We start from the raw sequence: 16,846 nt of genomic DNA, 5'->3' as shown, positions 1-16,846 counted from the left end.
CGTTAACGGCATCCCTACCTGCGGGGGAGGAGTGCGTACGGGCGCAGGGGAACGCCGATCACCTGCAGGACGAGGTTGCGGTGTGCGGCGTGCAGGGTGCGTACGGCGGCCCGGGTCAGGCCTGGCTTCGGCGGCTGGATGCCGGCGCGTTCGCGGCCGGGCTTGGTCGGGATCCACAGATAGCCGGGGTCGCTGCCTTCGAGGGCCTTGGTGATGCCGGCGCGGACGTCGAGCCAGCGGCGCAGGATCTCCGCGCTGTGCGCATCGAGCGGGTGGTCGAAGTCGGCGACGGTCACGACGGGGACCGGGCGGCGTTCCAGGTCGACGTCGGTGACGTTGAGCTGGTGGAGCTGGGGGACGGAGCGGCCGGTGGCGGCGACGAGTGCTGCCACTGCGGCGGTGCGGATGGCGGTGGCGGCGTTGGCGCCGGTGGGCCGCCGTACGGCGAGGGTGCGCAGCAGCTTGTAGGCCTGCTCGGGTTCCAGGCGGTCGCCGTGCCCGGTGGGCGGGTAGTCGCGGCGCAGGTTCAGGCCGAGGTGCTCGACGAAGGTGTTGTAGGTCTGGATGCGGGCGCGCTGGGAGTCGTACGACGCGGCGGCGTCCGGGCCGGTGAGGGTGTTGCGGCGCCGGGTCTCGCCGGCGTCGGCCGCGTCGAGCCAGGAGTCCGCGCGCTCGGGCTGGACGAGCTGTTCGGCGGTCAGGGAAGTGGCCTTCTCCTCGTTGAGGACGTGTTCCAGGAACTCGGTGAGCAGGGTGCCGCGCAGCCGGACGGTCCCGTCGGCGTACCCGGCTTCTTGCTGGGCGTCGATGAAGGCGCCGATCGCGGTGAGGGCGTCGGCGGTGCGCGGGATCGGCTCGGACATGCCCGACAGCGTACGGAATCCAGTCTGGTGTCTAGATAACAGCAAGAAGCTTGAGGACGCCCCTCCCCTGGTGAGCTGCGGGTCTCGTCTCGGTCCGTGTCGGACCAAATCGGTCCGTGCAGGCCCGGTACGGACCTTGTACGACCCCCGGGCTACCCGGGAGCGGAGCCGAAGGCTCCGTGGAGGTCTTCTGCGCTTCTTGCTGTTATCTAGGTCCCGACTTGGGTGGCGCCCGCGGGAGCCGCGGAAGCTGTGGGGGCTGTCCGCCAGGTACGGATTCCGCGGCACCTCACCCCTGCAGACGGGGCACCCCCCGGCGAGCGTTACACGGGTATCGCCGAGATACGGGTCAAAGGGGCAATGAGTTGATCTCGAAGCCATGAGCACCTCGCTCCGCCACCCGTTCGGCTCAGTGTCGTTGGTCGTGATGTTGTTGTCGTCTGGGCCCGGGGCGGGATCCGTGGAGCTGCGCACCGACCGGTGACCGGTCGGTGCGGACCCGGTTTACCGGTTCGCGGCTTCGCGAGAGGCGATCCGGTTCGTGCGACCGACCGCGCGGGCCACCGTGTTGCGCACCGCGAGGCCCGGCCGGGTGCGGGGCACCATGAGCCTGGAGAGCAGACCGACGCGTCGCTGCCGCGGGCCTGTCTCACGGCGGAGCCGCGACTCGTAGGCGGCGAAGGCGCGGGCGTGATCACCGGGATGGGCGGCGAGCTCTTCCGCGAGGGCGTACGCGCCCGCCATCGCCATGCTGGACCCGTCGCCCAGCAGGGCTGTCGCCGCCGCCGCGTCCCCGAGCAGTACGACCCGTCCGCGGGACCACGAGGGCATCCGGACGGTGGTCAGGGGGTCGAAGAACGGAGCCGGGTGGTCGAGGAACGTCGCCACGAGTTCCGGTGCCCGCCACCGCACGTCGGCGTAGGCGTCAGCCACGGTCTGCTTGTGAAGGGCGATGTTCTTGCGGTCGTGGGGCGCTAGCTGTGCGGCCCGGAAGGTGAAGATCGCGAGCGGAGTGGTCCGTGAGGGATGGAGGACCAGCATCCGGTTCGGCACGGTCAGCATCGTCATCTCGTTCGGGTCCTCGATGGCGTCGGGTTCCAGCGGGACGGTCGCGCCGTACAGGCCCAGATCGTTCGCGAACTGCCGCTCGGGGCCGAACACCAGGCGCCGTACGGTGGAGTGAATCCCGTCGGCACCGACCACCAAGTCGAAGCGCCGTGGCGCGGACCGCCGGAAGGTGACGTCGACCCCTCCTCCGTCCTGGTCGAGAGCGGTGACCGTGTCGTCGAACAAGAACTCGGCCTCGGTCTGCGCCGACCGGTGGAGCACCTCGGACAGGTCGGCTCGGGTCACTTCGACCGTCGGCGCCTCGTCCGAGGTGAGCGGGAGTTGCAGGATTCGCCTGCCGCCGGGGTCGAGCAGGGTCAGTGACCGATTGCGGGTGGCGAGTCCGCGGAGCTGCGGGAGGATGCCCATGCGGTCGGCGACCGGGATCGCGGGCCCCTTCACGACGATCGCGCTACCACCGGAGCGCAGCTGCCGGGCATGTTCGACGACCGTCGGCCGGTATCCGTTCCGGGAGAGCCAGTACGCGAGTGCGGGCCCTGCGATTCCGGCACCGACTATCAGCACCTCGGGCTTCTTCATGACGATGACCTCTCGGAGTGTCGATGAACAGGTTCCCCGGCGAGTGCCGGGCTGGGTCTCAGGGAGCGGCGGCACGGGGCAGCGCAACCGGCCAGGTACGATCGATTTCGTACCTCAGTGGAGCACAACCTTCAGGTACGATTCAAGTCGTACCTGAAGGAGGTGCCGCGTGGCCGGGAAGAACCTGGTCGGCCCGGAGGCCGATGCGCTCGATCTGGGTGCGGTGTTCCGCGCCCTCGCCGACGAGCACCGTCGTTCGGTGATGACGCAGTTGGTCGCCGACCGCAGCGACAACGAGCGGGGCTGCAACTCGTTCGATCTCCCGATCTCGAAGCAGACCCAGACCCACCACTTCCGCGTCCTGCGCGAGGCAGGTCTCATTGACGAGATCGACTACGGCAACCGCAAGGGCATCCGACTACGACGCGCGGACATCGAGAAGAGATTCCCCGGGCTGCTCACCCTCCTGGGAGCAGCGCCTCCGGGTGATATGCCGTAACCCCGCCAAGCGCTCGCAGGACCCCCGCCAAAAGGTCAGTTGGATCATGCAGGCGGCGGAGCCCCGGCCACTGAGGTCCTCGGAGGGCGGTGGTGGAGTGCCTTGTGGCCCCGGAGTGCGACCTCAAGGTCCTCCAGCAGCGCCTTCTACTGTCACGCGGCGGGCCGCGTCCAGTCGCCGCCAGCAGATGAGCGCGCACCCAAGGACGAGCAGGGCTTCGTGAGTGTCGTCCCGGATCTCCCAGCGCATCCGCAGCCGGCGGAACCCGTGCAGGTGGGTGAACGCCCGCTCCACGACCCAGCGTTGGGCGCCTAGCCCGGAGCCATGCTCGGTGCCCCGCCAGGCAACCAGCGGCCTCACACCGAGCGCGCGGACGAGGCGACGGCACCCAGTAGAAGGCTCAGCGCTTCAAGATCAATCCATTGTCCCTTTGACCTGTATCTCGGCGATACCCCTTACACCGCGGCGTCGGCTCGGCTCACGCGCCCTGCAGCCTGGCGCGGGCTCGCTCCAGTTGCTCCACCGTGATGGCGCCGGTGTCGGGCAGGCCTGCCTCCGCCCATGCGGCCTGCGCGCGGGGGATGGCGCCGCCGGCGTCGTCGGTGAGGATCTTCTTGGCGAGGTTCACGGCGATGGCGCCGTCGCCGAGGTCCATGAGGTGGGCGAGCATGCGGACCTGTTTGGTGGCGGAGGCCTTCTCGTTGTAGCGGAAGACCAGCACCCATCGGCCCTGCAGGGCGCGGGCCCGCTCGATCAGATCGCGGCCGCGGTCGGTCTCCTGCTGCTCGGTACGGATGTGCTCGGTGTCCCCGGCCGGGTTGCGCAAGGTCAGCAGACCTCGCCGGCTGGACTCCTCGATCTCGACCTTCTCCAGGAAGGCGACGAACCGGGAGGCGCTGTCCAGGCGGGCGATGTCCTGCGCCGCCTGGTTCGCGATCAGGTGCAGGTCGACGGTGAGGGCGTGCACGCGGCGGCCCCAGGCGGGTTCCTCACCGGGCGGGCAGGGCCCGGCAGCGTGCGCGGCGGCGATCACGAGGCTGTAGTCCACACCCTCATCATGGCGGCCGTCACCGACAGCCCGATGCATCGCAGGCCAGGCGGCTCGATCAGCGCATCGCCTTCAGGATCCGCTTGAACCGGAGGATGCCGCCACTGATCGCCCTGGGGAAGGAGTCGCGCGTGGGGGATGGTGTTGCCGTGCAGGCCGATCACGATCTTGAACTTCTCAGACAGGGCCCTCTTGTCGCGGCGCGGCAAGTGCCCGGCGCCATGGAGGAGGTGCCGGATGTCCTCCTCCTGTGGAAGGGACTGCCCGACGCGTGGCCACTGCGCGCAGCACGGCCACACATTCGTGGGACCGCCCGACAAGGCCCCGGACTCCTACCTCTGTCCCCAGGGGAAAGGTAGCTGTCAGTGATCCTCTGGCTGGCGATCTTGGGGCATTGGAAGGCCGGTAGCAGGGCGAGCGAGGTCGGTCTCCTCGTCCTCCGTGCCGTCGGGCCAGTGCCTGAAGGGCCCGATGGGCTGCTCAGGGGCGGCGCCGAGTCCCGGTCGCTTCGTGCGGCGCGGGGGCAGCGGGATCATGCGCCCTCCCCCTTCGTGTCGGGCCTGCGCCAGCAGCACACCGGTGCGAGCGCGCTGATCCGGTTCTCGTACTCGCGGAGGGTCCGCGCGCTGGGCTGGGTGGCCGGGCTGCGGCCCGTCCCCTGCTAGCGTCGGCTCGTCTCTTTCTGTAATCCTCCGCATCCAAGGAGTCACATGGGCCACGGGTTTCCGACCGCGAAGTTCTTCCGCATCGTCAACGACGACACCGGGATGTGTCTGGCCGCTGCCAAAGGGGGCATGACCGAGGGCGAGCAGAAGGCGTACGACAAGTGGACCGGCGAGGAGGGCGTCATCCCCTACGCCCACACCAAGTCCCAGGTCCTGACCGTGCGCAAGCCCAAGGGCGACCGGGCCGAGGTCTGGTTCTTCTGTGAACTGGAGAGTCACGGGGAGCCGTGGTGGCACCTGGTCAACGCCGACAAGGACCACCGCAGCGCGTTCGCCCTCCACGTCGGCCCCATGCAAAACGCCTCCGGCCCGGTCGGGCTGGGCCTGTGGGGCTGGGGCAGGAACGACCAGACGCAGTGGACGGCACGTGACGGGATGTTCTGGCCGGGCCCGCACGAGAACATGGTCGCCACCCTGATGCCCGCCGACGGCGGATACTGGCCTGTCGTGGCGAAACGCGAAAGTGCCCCCAACCAGACGTGGACCTTCGAGGAGACCGAGCTGACCGGCGAAGCCGTCCCCACCTACCAGAAGGGCATGTACGCCACACGGGAGGGCCGCGACCCGGCCAAGTGGTACGCGGAGCACTGACAGCAAAGCCCCGCTGCGCCCAGGCCTGCGCTGAGCGGGCCAGGCCGGGAGGGGTGGAAACGGGCCGGCGCTTCCCGCTGAATGGGATCGCCACCGGGCACTGAGCTTGCCCCGCTTCAACTAGCGTTGACTGTCCGTCGCACTTGCTAGTGAACGAAATCCAGCCCTCCACGTCGGCGGGTCACCACCAGCGGTGACCCGCAACTGGCCTGATCAGGACGGCAGTAGATCCTATTGTGCGACACGCGGCGACCCAACCCCTCCTGGCTGTGAACACGAGGAGGGCAGAACTGCTATGCGCGCAAACCATTCTGCGCTTCGGGGGAGCCGAGTCCGCACTCACCGACACAGCCGCCCCCGCGCCAGCTGGGCAGTGCACGGTTTAAGCCAGGGCAGAACGCGTCGCGGCGACGGCAGGTTCTGGCTGTGCCCCGTCGGGACGGCATACCGACAGGCCGCCCCAGACATGCTCGAAGTGATGAGACCCGGCACGGCGGACAGGAAGCGGGGAACTTTCGGGTCGGTCTCCCTCTCGGCCCCGTTGCCTGAAGTGTCAGCAGTCTCGTGAGCTGCAGCAGAAGGAGCACCATGCCCAACAATGTCATCGGTTCCGGCAGCACTACGCCTGGCCAGAACTGGCAACCGACTCCCGGGGGTCAGGGGATCTACATCGACGTCAACACCAGCCAGGCGCAGTTCAATCCGGCTTTCGGCACACCGGCCTACACCATCTCGCTCGGTGGCCAGGGGACCATGTGGGACAGCTCCGGGTCCTCGGCGGTCTACAACCCGACCTTGACCGGCTTTCGGGTCTACCTGCGGGACATGGACCGCTCCAACCCGACCGTCACCGTCGCCCAGGCCCAGCAGCACGGATTCCATATCAACTGGATCGGCGTACAGACCTTCTGATCTCACGCCAGCCACAGATCACCGCCTTCCGAACTCTTCAGTAGTTTTCGAATCGAAGGTGGGGGTAGCGAGAGGACGCCGGCGACACCGCCGGGGTCCTCTGCTCCGGAGACCATCAGGCCGCCGGAGGCCGGCGGCGTCACCATCTCCTCCGAGATCCGCTCACGGCTGTCCCCGCTGGTCCACGAACACATCAATCTCCACGGCCGCTACCCCATCATCCGCTTCCACAGCGACGGAGGACTGCGGCCCCTGCGGGAGCCGGGCGAGGCCGAGGAGTAAGAGCCGTACGGCAGCGGGCCCCGGCCGCATCCGTACGGCCGCTGTGAGCGTCGCTCGCGACGGTCGGATGCAGCTGACCAGGTTCCGGCAGCAGACTCCGGTGACTGTCACCTCGCCACGCATAGGTGACAGTCTGCGATGACGCGACTACGCTTTGTATGCCTCATGGGGTGACGTGACCACCGCTGCGGTGCGGGAGGGCGACTGTCCCGCACAGAACAGGAGTCGTCGGCTTCGCCTTCGCCTCGGCCACCAGGTCCCGCAGCGTCTTCTCGCCCACCACCGGGTACAGGGCCGTGCGCACGATCTCGTCCGGCTTGCCGATCGCCGCGTCCGCGAGCTTGAAGAGGATGCCCTCCTTGCCGCGGACCTTCTTCAGCTCCGCGGTCAGCTGCCGCTCCACCCGCCGCTCGGCACGGGCATTGATCTTCTGCACCAGGGCGATCAGCAGCTCCACCAGCGCGTCGGTGATCTCCGACTGCCTCGACGCGCACAGCGCGGCCAGCAGCGTGATCCGCGCGTCCTCGGCCGTCTCCCGGAAGTCCGAGGGGTACATCTTGATAGCCCGCGCCCGCCAGGCAGCCAGCAGCTTCTCCGAGCAGTCGGTGAACAGCCCGTCCGGCAGCCCAAGCCTGCGCACGTCGTTCAGCTTGGTGATCTCCGTCAGCAGCGAGTCCAGGCCCACCGCTCCCGGGTCACGCTTGAGCGACGCCAGCAGTGCGGCCCCGGCTTCATTGCCCTCGCCCACCAGCTCCAGCAGCCGCTTGGCGCACGCACCCAGCCGCTCGATGGTGCGGGCACAAAACGCCTTCTCCGCCCGCGCCTGGGCCGCGTTCACGATGCGCTCGATCCGGCCGGGCGGCTCGATCCGGCCCGCCCGGCACTGCACCAGCACCGCCTCCCGCAGCCGGTCCTCGACCAGCTCCACCGGGCACACCTCGTCCGCCAGCCACGCGATCAGCCGGTCCTCATCCGCCCGGGTCGCCGGCCGGAACCCCAGCGCCTCGCGGATCTGCGCGCGGTGGTGCTTCACCGCACGGCTGGACAGGTCGTACTTCGCGAACTCCGCGGCCGGCACCTTCACCAGCCCAGCGACGTACTCCACCGCAGGCTGCGGGATCTCCTCGACGAACTCCGGAAACCGGCCCTCAAGCTCGAAGAACTTCAGCATCAGACAGAAGCCGAGCCTCGTCGCCCCCGTCTTATTCGCCACCAAGGCCCAGTCGCCGTCCACCAGCGTCCAGCACTCGACCACTTCCTCCGGCGACCACTCCTGCCGCACGCCCGCCCCTTCCTCGTCAATCACAGGCCACTCGTTCAGCCCAACGAGGCAGCGCTGAAGGGGAAACGGATCATCTGACTACTCGAAAGCTACCCGCCGGTTACTTTTCCCCCGGGGGCAGAGGTAGGAGTCCGGGGCCGACAAAGACCGCCCCGGCCCCCGCCCAGCCGCTACACACTCCACACCCAAGCCGTTGACCAGCACTGATGGATATGTTCGGCTGGATTATCAGACCAGTGGCCTGCGTTCGGGCCACCACCGCTGAACAGCCTCGGCGGTTGTCGATGAGCTCATGTTGAAACAGAGCTTCGCACCGGGTGCCAGTTCGCGTGTGGTGACGACCAGGACCTCGAAGAGCCTTCGACGGCAGCCCGCTCGCCGCCGCCTCCCGCGGCCGCGCCGTCTCCGCCGTCCGCAGCTTCTACGGCAGCCCTCTCGGCGATCGCCGCCGTCGACGTAGCCGTGAGACCCGCCTCGCGCGAACTCGGCAGTCGCCTCACGGCGGAGAGAAGTCGGCGGCGCAAGGATCACTGGCCGGGTGCGGAGTTCGAGAGCGCGGTGATCCTTGCGGGAGCCTCGTCGTGCAGATGGTGGATCTGTGCCAGGCGCCGCAGGGCAGACAGGAGTACGTCGCCCAGCACGCTGGTGACGACCAAGGCCTTTATGGCTTGGCTCGTGGTGGCGCGGGTGGTCCTGAGATCGGCCGCGGTCACGGTCTCGGCGGCCTGCGCATAGGCGTCGATGTGCTCCCTGGTGCCGGCCTGGCCCAGGCTGCGCAGAGCATCCAGGGCCCCGGCCGCGGTGACGACCGCCGGGGTGTCGTACGAGACCCGCCAGCCCTGCCGGTGGGCCAGGGCGACGATCTCCGACATCGCGGCCGCGTGGTCGGCCCCGTGTTCCGAGGCGGTTCCGCAGCAGGCCGGTGCCACGTGGCATGCGCTCACCAGCTCACCAGGCGTGAGGTCAGGTGTTTCCCTCGCTGTCAGTACGTCCCTGACCATCTCGATGGACAGACCGCCCACGTCGGTCAGCGCGCGGATGAGCCGAAGACGGGGCAGGTGGTGCTCGTCGTAGTGCATCTGTGTCGTGTGGACACGGTCACCGGGCCTGAGCAGCGCCTCACGCAGGTAGTACTTGATCGTGGCGGTGGACGCGCCACTGGATTCACTGAGTTGGGCGAGTTTCATCCGTGATCCCTCCTTTTTGCATTCAGCACGTGCGAAGTGGTTGCCGTCCGCCCGGGCTCCCTAGCGTGAGGGGAAGCACACACAGACCCTGACCGGAGCCGGAACCCGCAGGAGAGCTCATGGACCACGCGCACGGAGCACACGGCATGAGCGGGATGGGAGGAATGGGGAACACCGTTTCCTCCCTCGACACCCTGGGCGCCGTCCTCCTCATCGGCTGGGCGGTCGCAATGTGGGCGGCCGTCGTCGTGATCGCTCTCGGGAACCGGGGGCAGGCACGGCCCTGGCTGTACAAGGTGGCGATCGCTCTCATCGGGCTCGGAGTGATCGGGCAGGTGGGCCACTTCCAGGAACATGTGGCCCAGGCCGCCTACTGGGTGGCGCATCCGTACTCCCCGCCATGGATGACTCCCTGGGGGAACGGCCTGTCGCGCGGTATGGGGCAGGTCGACCCGAGCAAGCCCACGCTCGGTATGGAGATCCTCCACCTCATGGGCAACTTCATCTTCCTGGCCGGGCTCGTCGGCATCGCGCAGATCACCCGGCGGGCCGCCGGCGCGCTCAAGTCCCGCAAGTGGGCCAGGATGGGAGTGTGGATGCAGGGCATCCACGGCCTGGAGCACGTGGCGCTGACCCTGTCCATAGCGCTCGGCGCCAGCCGTGCCATCGGGCTGTCCACCTGGTTCGGCCTGATCGAGCCGGGCCCGGCGCTGGCGACGTACCGGGTGTGGTGGCATTTCGTCGCCAACCTGATCGGTACGGTCATTCTCGCCATCGCGGTCTACCACCTGTGGAAGGAACGGCGGGCGGTCAAGGCCGGGTACGGGGTTCCCGAGGCCGAGGTGGCTGAAGCGGACGAGGCGGTGGCCGTCGTCACCGGTCCGCAAGAAGCCGACTGCGAGCAGAGCACGGTGGTCGAGCCCGTCGTGGCCGGGCGTTCCTGATCGCCCTCGTCCGGGCGGCCCTGCGACGCTGGTCCATCGGGTGTCGTATCCGACGCGATGCGACACCGCCAGCACAGACCGTGCGGGGAGGGACGGCCGCAGGCGCAGCTGCTCCCCGAGCGGCCGCCGTCGCCGGCCGGGAGGACGGAATCGGGTCCGGGGCGGCAGCCGCGGCAGAGCCCGGACTGCCCGGGGCGGTGCGGGCGTTCGCAGCCCGGGCAGCATGTGCGCTGCGCAGGCGGTCGCGCCGGGGCCACGGGGAAGCGGTGACTCGGCCCACGGCGGCCCTCGACCGCTTCCTCGGGGGGGAGTGGTGCGCTACCGTGGCGGGCCGCCGCGCGCTCCGCGACAACCTCCCGGCAGACGGGGCAGTGTGTGCCGGTGGACCAGAGCACGCCCGTTTCGCAGTCCGGATGCGCACAGCCCCAGCGGGGGAGTGCGACACCCAGCAGCCAACGACCCACGTCCCGGATGTCGGCGACGACGGTCCGCGCGAGGCGTTGCGCGAGTCTGTCCCGCAGCCGCGCCACGGTCGTGCCGTCGGCGAGTTGCCGGGCGATCTCCCGCCCGATCCTGCGCTGCACGTACGTGTTCACCTTGCCGAGCAGGAAGCGGACCGGCTCCAGCACGGTGTGGAGTCTGCCGCTGAACGTCAGTTGCGGCCCGCGGTAGGACTTCTCACGGGTGGGGAGGGGATCGGGGTTCTCATCCGCGCGCAGCGCGAGCGCATCCGGTGCGCGCTCCGGGCCCGGTTTGTCGAGCGGAGCCTCGGCACGCGTCCCCACAGGTACCTCGCCTACGGCGGATGAGACCGGCTCGGCGTCGTTCTCAAGTCGGTCAGTTCTCAGGTCTTCCTTATACGCGAGGGAACGGTCATCAACGTCGGGACCCGATCGGTCATCAAGTTCGTGTGCGCAGACCGGCTGGGCGTTGACCAGGAACTCGTGACGCCCCTGTGCACCGGCTCGCCGCAGCACACCGATCCAGCCGGAGGCCACCAGCTCGTCGACGATGCGGCCGGCTGCCTCGGCGCTGATCGCCTCGCCGGCACGGCGGCCGGAATGGTGGCGCAGGAAGCCGGCGAGGACACCCTCGGTCAAAGGGATCTTCTGGACAACGGCGTAGGCGATGAGCGCGTAGGCGCGCAGCAGACGGGGTCGCAGGTGTTCGCTCGCCGCCACGGGCAGCCAGATGAACCGTTCGGTGGGCCGCGGCGGGCGGACTCGGCGGCGGGCGGTGGTTCCCCGGCCCCCTGGCAGGGACCGGCGGGTACTCACCGGCATTTCGATGACACCGTCGGGTGCCGGGGCACGCAGTTGCGCCAGGCCCCGTTGAACGGTCGACGCCGAGAGGCCCAGATATCGGGCGAGGGTGGCAACCCCTGCCGTGCAGCCTTCCTGACGCAGGCTGAGAGCCTTGACTTTCACGTAGACGCTGAGCGCCGCATCGGAGTAGTGGGGCGACTCGACGAGCCGCATGGGCACCTTCACTCGTCCGCGAGGCATGGCGATGGCCCCGCAACGCTTGGATTCGGCCAGATATTGGCTGGACTTCAGTAGGGAGTGGCTGGCGTCACAACAGCCTTCCCGCACATAAACCTGGTGGTAGGGCTGGTGAATCACGGAACTCTGGGTCATTATGGAGACGTCTCTGTGCAAGAGGCATGCGGAAGCCGTCATTCGGCGGCTGAACGGTTCGGGTAGAACCTGGCATCGCGCGTTTCTCGGGCTGGCACCCGTGAAACGGGCCTGCGCCCGTCGAGTTGGCAGCTCGACGGGCGGCGTGAAACGACCACGGACCCCAGTGCTGGCGCACTGGGGGGCGGTCGGCGACAGTCCCCTTCTGCAGGACACGAGTCGCCATGCTCGCTCTACATCGTCCCCCCCGTAGGTGATGGCTTTTTCGTGCGGAAGCGGAGCACCTCAGCCCTCAGAGTGAGGCGGCGTCCGCCAGCTCCGCCGTCGCCTGGAAGGCGAAGAAATCCCCCTGTCTGGCGTTCACGCGGATCGTACGACGCCCACCGGATGAAGGTGACACCGCAGGTATCTGCTCCGCTTCGATCCAGCACGGTTCGTCGAACTCGACGTAGCGGTTGAACGAGACGTCCACGGAGACCGGTAGCGCCGCCCCCGCCTGTGCGGAGTCCAGAGCGTGGCCGGCCTGGCGGACGGCCTCCAGCAGGAGCATGCCCGGCACGTGGTCGACCGGGTGGTCGAACAGCACGGGATGACTCGGGTCGACGCGCAGTTGCCAGCGGCCGCTGTCCTCGGTCGGCGACAGGACGATGTCCTGCTTGCGCAGGCGGCCCACGGCGGCCCGCGAGACCGGCTCGGGCGGCTCCGGGACGGCTTTGAAGACCTCCTCGACGTTCCGGCCCGTCCGCAGGCGCTGGTAGACCGCGGGGGAGTGGGTGTTGAACCGGATGCTGGCCATGGCCAGCAGCGAGCCGGCGCGAACGGCCTCCAGGTGCATGACCATGGTGCGCGGCAACTTGCCCTGGTACTTGATGTCCGAGCATGTCACGTGCAGTTCGATCTCGGCGGGCGTGGGCTCGATGCGCAGCGCCTGCGGGTTGAGCGCGTACTGAAGCCGCGACCAGCTGATCTGATGGCCGAACGGCATGTGATAGCCGACATGCATGAGCAGCAGACCGGACTGCCGCACGGTCTCGCTGAGCAGAAGCGGGTCGTACAGACCGTGCTCGGAGGTGTAGAAGCTGTGGCTGCGCGGCCACTGCGCGGTGACGGTGAAGCTGTCGGGCCCCTCCTTGATCCAGTCGGTCAGGAACACCTCCGACAGCGCCGCCCGGTGCACGTACTCCCGTGCAACGGTCGTGGTCAGGGCGGACGGTCTTACCGCGATGGGACGTTCCGTGGTGGTGAGCATGCCTCTCCCCCTGGCGCTCGTGTCGGGGCACCTTCCCTACCGATCTAGGGGCCCCGTCCTGTAAAATAAGGGTGTTCGTTTTTTTTGTCGAGAGAGTCGAGCACAGCAATGGCCGAGCCGAAGCAAGAGCGGGCAGTGCGGACGCGGGAGGTGATTCTGACTGCGGCCGCCGAGATCTTCGACGAGTTCGGGTACAGCGGTGCGAGTATCAGCAAGATCATGACTCGCGCGAACGTCACACAGGGTGGGATGTACTTCCACTTCAAGTCCAAGCGTGAGCTGGCTCAGGCCGTCCTGGCGCACCAGCAGGAGTTCGTCGCACATCCGGCCGAGGGGTTCGGTCTCCAAGGACTCGTTGACCTCACGTTCTTCACCGCGCACCAGTTGACCGGCAACGTGCTGTTCCGGGCAAGCGTCCGGCTCGCCGTCGAGCAGGGTGAGTTCGGGCCGTCCGACGACACGGCCTACCAGGAGTGGGTCGAGCAGTTGTACCTCCACCTGCGCGCCGCGCGCGAGCAGGGCGAGCTGCTTTCCGACGTCGACGAACGGGAGTTCGCCAACGTGCTGGTGGGCGCGTACACCGGGACTCAGGTCTTCTCCAACATCGCCAGCGCGTACGCGGACCTCCCTGAACGCCTGGTCTCGATGTGGCGGTACTTCCTCCCGGCGATCGCCACCTCGCAGGGCCGGGCTCGGGTGCGACTGCCCTCAGGCACCGAGAGATTCGCCGCATGAGACGTACGCGCATCGTGCTGACCGGTGCCACTGGGTTCATCGGGTCGGCGGTGCTGCGCCGGCTGGCCCGGTTACGGGAAGAGGCCGGCAGGCCCGCGCCCGTGCACGTCCACGGGGTGGGCAGGCGGCTGACCTCCGGCACCGCGGCGCTGGTCGACGACTGGACGTCGGCCGATCTGGGGGATCCCGGCAGCCTGCCGGGCGTCTGCGAGGGCGCGGACGTGCTGCTGCACCTGGCGGCCTCGCAGAGCTCCGACGAGGCGCACAGCACGGGGGTCAACGTCCACGGGACCGCCGCGCTGATGCGCGAGGCCTCACGGTGCGGGGTGAGGCGGATCGTGCATCTGTCGACCGCCGCCGTCTACGGGCCGGGCCCGCACCGGGGGATAGGCGTGGACGAAGTGGCGCCCGTCCCCATATCCGTCACCAGCCGCACCCGGCTCGCCGGTGAGAAGTACGCGCTGGCGGCCGGGGCATGCGTCCTGCGGCCCGGCCTCGTGCTGGGGCAGGGGGACCGGTGGGTCGTACCCGCTCTCGCCGAATTCATCACAGCCGTACCGGCCTTGTGGGACGGCGGCCGTGCACGTGTCTCCATGGTCGCCGTCGACGATCTTTCGCGCCTCATCGCCCACATCGCCACGGCGTCGCCCCTGCCCGGGCCCCGTGTCTGGCACGCCAGCCATCCCGATCCGGTGTCCACCCGCGACCTGCTGGCGACCCTGAGCCGGCACCTCGGCGTGCCGGCCGTGTCGGCCGAACTCGCCTGGGAAGACTGCCGGTCCCGCCTGCGGGCGTCGGCGTGCAAGCTGAGCGAACGCCAGTTCGCCCTGGTGGCGCGTGACCACTGGTACGACAGCCGCGAGATCTGGTCCGCGGCGGACTGCGACCCCGGTCCCGGGCCGCTGTCCCGGGTGCCGGAGGCCGCACCCTGGTACCGCGCCCTACTGGCAGTCCTCCCCGAGCGCCACGGCTGACGAGCCGGCGACGCCCGGGTCCACGGTGGTGACGAGCGTGGGGCAGCCCGGCTCGTTCGCCCCCGTGTCGACCGCGACACCCGCGAGGGCCACGTGCCAGAGCCGCTTGAGCTGAGCCACCGCGCTCTCGAACGCCACGTCCGAGCTCATGCGGCTCCGCAGATAGGCCTCCGCACCGCTGGTCAGGTACTCCACCAGCGTGGTGACGTCCGCCGGCAGGGCAGCCGCACGAAGTTGACCGGTTTCATATGCCTCGTCGAGGAGCATGCGCACCGTCGGCAGCCAGACCTCGGACCACGGGACGGCATCCGGACGTTCGCGGCTGAGGCGGATGGCGGCACGGACGGAAGGCTCCCGCTCCATCAACCGGGCCAGTACCAGCGTCAGGTCGACCACCACGCGCAGCGCGGACCGGGACCCGGCACCGACGCCCTCCACCGCCGTCCGGGTCACCGACCGCCCCGCCTCCTGGACCGCGTCGGCCAGTTCGCTCTTGGACGCGAAGTGGAAGGTGACAGCGCCTATGGACACGCCGACCGACTTGCTGATGCGTGACAGTGACGTGCCTTCGTAGCCGGCACGGTCGAACTCCGCCGCCGCCGCTTTGACCAGGGCCGCGCGCGTACGCATGGCCCGCTCCTGCTTCACCATGCCGTCTCCCGAAGAGTGCTGCCGGCCGCCGGAGTGCACGCGGGCGTACTCCCTGGGCAGCGCACCGCCGTGCTGTCCGTGTCCGAGGCGAAGATCGGCTCGGACCACCACCTTTGCGCCAACCCGCACGTCCCGGCAACCCGGAGTTGCCCAAGCAGTGCGAGATGGCGTCCGCAGCCGCCGCGTGGACTGCTGCGCAGGTGAGAGCCACTGCCGAGAACGCTGTGACCAAGGAGCGGGCGCTGCCGCGGTGCCGGCGAGTCGACCGTGTCGCAAGGCCCGGCGAGGGCCGACTTGGCGAAGTGCATCCGGCAACTCTCCTTAGTCGCGAAAAAAAGAGGGCGTTCGCTATTATTTTAGCGTGGCCAGCAGTCGCCGGCCGACGTCAGGAAGGGAACTTGCCATGGTCACGCACGCATTGATGAGCCCACAGGCCTCGCTCCCGGCCTTCGCGGAGAGCGTCTTCGAGTGCCTGCCGCGCAGCGACCAGCGGCGCTGGGCGCAAGCCTACGTGCAGGGCCTGCTCGTCACCCCGGGCAAGAAGTCGGTCCGGCGTCTGGCCGCGGCCGTCGCCGCGTCGCCCGCCGCCTCGCAGTCACTGCACCAGTTCGTCAGCGCCAGTCCCTGGGACTGGATGCCGGTCCGGGCGGAGCTGACTCGCTGGGTCGAGCAGCGCGTCGCTCCGCGCGCCTGCGTGATCAGCGCGGCCATGCTGCGCAAGCGCGGCGAGCACTCCTGTGGTGTGCACCGCCGCTTCCTGGCCTCCACCGGCCGCTCGGTGACCTGCCAGGTCGGCGTCGGCATGTTCCTGTCGTCCTACGACCGGGCCGTGCCGGTCGACTGGCGCCTGCTGCTTCCCGGTTCCTGGGTGAGGGACCACGAGCGCCGCCTCCGCACCCGGATCCCGGCCGAAGTGGGGCCCCGCTCCGTCGAGCAGCACACCCTCGACCTCGTCGACACCCTCGCCGGCAACAGCCGTACCGCGCCTCTGCCGGTGGTCGCCGACCTGGAGCCCGACGGCGGGACCTACGCGACCTCCCTGATCCGCGGCCTCGCGATGCGCGGGCGGGACTTCGTCGTCGCCGTCCCGGACCGTCTCCAGGTCGCCGTCGGCCGGCGCCTGCGGATGCAGAGCCCGCACGGCGAGGACGGGCAGGGCCTGGTGCTCGCGGCCCGCAGTCTGTTCGAGTTCGACGCGGGCACCCTCACCCGTATGGAGAGCGTGGCCCCGTGGGACGGGCGCGGCCGGCACACCACCGTCATGTCCGCCTTCGTACGGCTGCCCAGACCGGGACACGGCGGCGAGCGCATCGACCGCGTGTACCGCCTCTTCGCCGTCCGTCCGGAGGGCGGTCGGCGCCCCGTTCAACTGTGGCTGACCAGCCTCACCCACGCCCGCATGGAGTCGGTCCTGGCCCTGACGCGGACGCTCGCGCAGGCGGAGGGGTCCGTGCGCGCCATGTCGGACGGCTTCGGCATGCTCGACTTCGAGGGGCGCTCCTACCCCGGCTGGCACCACCACATGACGCTGGTGTCCGCCGCGTACGCCTACAGCAGCTTCGACCAGCATCCCACCGGCGGCGGACAGCGCGTGCTCATGGCAGCCTGAACATCCCGGCC

Annotated in this window: 14 protein-coding genes and 1 pseudogene; 7 read left to right on the top strand and 8 right to left on the bottom strand. The window is 69.2% G+C overall.

Annotation, left to right across the window (positions count from 1 at the left end):
• Window positions 1–14: 14 nt before the first annotated feature.
• Window positions 15–863, bottom strand: a complete 849-nt coding sequence (locus tag AB0G56_RS27275) for a hypothetical protein (RefSeq protein ID WP_360973747.1) — start codon at window positions 861–863, stop codon at window positions 15–17.
• A gap of 504 nt (window positions 864–1,367) precedes the next feature.
• Window positions 1,368–2,510 carry an FAD-dependent monooxygenase gene (locus tag AB0G56_RS27270; RefSeq protein WP_360973744.1) on the bottom strand — a complete coding sequence of 381 codons (1,143 nt, stop codon included), beginning with the start codon at window positions 2,508–2,510 and terminating at the stop codon, window positions 1,368–1,370.
• 169 nt (window positions 2,511–2,679) lie between these two features.
• Here AB0G56_RS27270 and AB0G56_RS27265 point away from each other — a divergent pair, with 169 nt between their 5' ends.
• Window positions 2,680–3,009 carry a winged helix-turn-helix domain-containing protein gene (locus AB0G56_RS27265; protein ID WP_360973741.1) on the top strand — a complete coding sequence of 110 codons (330 nt, stop codon included), beginning with the start codon at window positions 2,680–2,682 and terminating at the stop codon, window positions 3,007–3,009.
• Between the two features lie 123 nt (window positions 3,010–3,132).
• On the opposite strand, the pseudogene AB0G56_RS27260 reads toward AB0G56_RS27265, so the two are convergent.
• Window positions 3,133–3,393: pseudogene (locus AB0G56_RS27260) on the bottom strand (transposase); the annotation flags it as partial.
• Window positions 3,394–3,487: 94 nt separating this feature from the next.
• Window positions 3,488–4,057 carry a hypothetical protein gene (locus AB0G56_RS27255; protein ID WP_360973738.1) on the bottom strand — a complete coding sequence of 190 codons (570 nt, stop codon included), beginning with the start codon at window positions 4,055–4,057 and terminating at the stop codon, window positions 3,488–3,490.
• 710 nt (window positions 4,058–4,767) lie between these two features.
• Between AB0G56_RS27255 and AB0G56_RS27250 the strand changes: the two genes are divergently transcribed.
• Window positions 4,768–5,373 carry a hypothetical protein gene (locus AB0G56_RS27250; RefSeq protein WP_360973735.1) on the top strand — a complete coding sequence of 202 codons (606 nt, stop codon included), beginning with the start codon at window positions 4,768–4,770 and terminating at the stop codon, window positions 5,371–5,373.
• Between the two features lie 588 nt (window positions 5,374–5,961).
• Window positions 5,962–6,285 carry a hypothetical protein gene (locus AB0G56_RS27245; RefSeq protein ID WP_360973732.1) on the top strand — a complete coding sequence of 108 codons (324 nt, stop codon included), beginning with the start codon at window positions 5,962–5,964 and terminating at the stop codon, window positions 6,283–6,285.
• A 445-nt stretch (window positions 6,286–6,730) separates the two neighbouring features.
• Here the strand turns inward: AB0G56_RS27245 and AB0G56_RS27240 are convergent, their stop codons facing one another.
• Together AB0G56_RS27240 and AB0G56_RS27235 are read right to left on the bottom strand one after the other, a co-directional pair.
• Window positions 6,731–7,873, bottom strand: a complete 1,143-nt coding sequence (locus tag AB0G56_RS27240) for a DUF4158 domain-containing protein (protein WP_360973730.1) — start codon at window positions 7,871–7,873, stop codon at window positions 6,731–6,733.
• A 503-nt stretch (window positions 7,874–8,376) separates the two neighbouring features.
• Window positions 8,377–9,036, bottom strand: a complete 660-nt coding sequence (locus AB0G56_RS27235; RefSeq protein ID WP_360973727.1) for a MerR family transcriptional regulator — start codon at window positions 9,034–9,036, stop codon at window positions 8,377–8,379.
• Window positions 9,037–9,155: 119 nt separating this feature from the next.
• On the opposite strand from AB0G56_RS27235, the gene AB0G56_RS27230 reads away from it, so the two are divergent.
• Window positions 9,156–9,980, top strand: a complete 825-nt coding sequence (locus AB0G56_RS27230) for a DUF6008 family protein (protein WP_360973724.1) — start codon at window positions 9,156–9,158, stop codon at window positions 9,978–9,980.
• A 1,929-nt stretch (window positions 9,981–11,909) separates the two neighbouring features.
• On the opposite strand, the gene AB0G56_RS27225 is transcribed toward AB0G56_RS27230, so the two are convergent.
• The gene (locus AB0G56_RS27225) at window positions 11,910–12,866 is read right to left on the bottom strand and encodes a ScbA/BarX family gamma-butyrolactone biosynthesis protein (protein ID WP_360973722.1); all 957 of its coding nucleotides are present in this window, start codon (window positions 12,864–12,866) and stop codon (window positions 11,910–11,912) included.
• Window positions 12,867–12,974: 108 nt separating this feature from the next.
• Between AB0G56_RS27225 and AB0G56_RS27220 the strand changes: the two genes are divergently transcribed.
• Window positions 12,975–13,601 (top strand): ScbR family autoregulator-binding transcription factor, encoded by a 627-nt coding sequence (locus tag AB0G56_RS27220; protein WP_360973720.1) that lies wholly within the window; start codon window positions 12,975–12,977, stop codon window positions 13,599–13,601.
• Window positions 13,598–14,575 (top strand): NAD(P)-dependent oxidoreductase, encoded by a 978-nt coding sequence (locus AB0G56_RS27215; RefSeq protein WP_360973718.1) that lies wholly within the window; start codon window positions 13,598–13,600, stop codon window positions 14,573–14,575. Before AB0G56_RS27220 ends, AB0G56_RS27215 begins: the two co-directional genes overlap by 4 nt.
• On the opposite strand, the gene AB0G56_RS27210 is transcribed toward AB0G56_RS27215, so the two are convergent.
• On the bottom strand, window positions 14,543–15,226 hold the full coding sequence (locus tag AB0G56_RS27210; RefSeq protein ID WP_360973716.1) for a TetR/AcrR family transcriptional regulator: 684 nt from the start codon (window positions 15,224–15,226) through the stop codon (window positions 14,543–14,545). The two genes, AB0G56_RS27215 and AB0G56_RS27210, sit on opposite strands and share 33 nt — an antisense overlap.
• 403 nt (window positions 15,227–15,629) lie before the next feature.
• On the opposite strand from AB0G56_RS27210, the gene AB0G56_RS27205 reads away from it, so the two are divergent.
• Window positions 15,630–16,835 carry a transposase gene (locus tag AB0G56_RS27205; protein WP_360973715.1) on the top strand — a complete coding sequence of 402 codons (1,206 nt, stop codon included), beginning with the start codon at window positions 15,630–15,632 and terminating at the stop codon, window positions 16,833–16,835.
• Window positions 16,836–16,846 lie beyond the last annotated feature (11 nt).

Origin of the sequence: Streptomyces sp. NPDC021356, from assembly GCF_040641015.1 — a bacterium.
Taxonomy (GTDB): Bacteria; Actinomycetota; Actinomycetes; order Streptomycetales; family Streptomycetaceae; genus Streptomyces.
The sequence above is the reverse complement of the archived record's forward strand: the minus strand, read 5'-3'. Positions and strand labels throughout refer to the sequence as shown.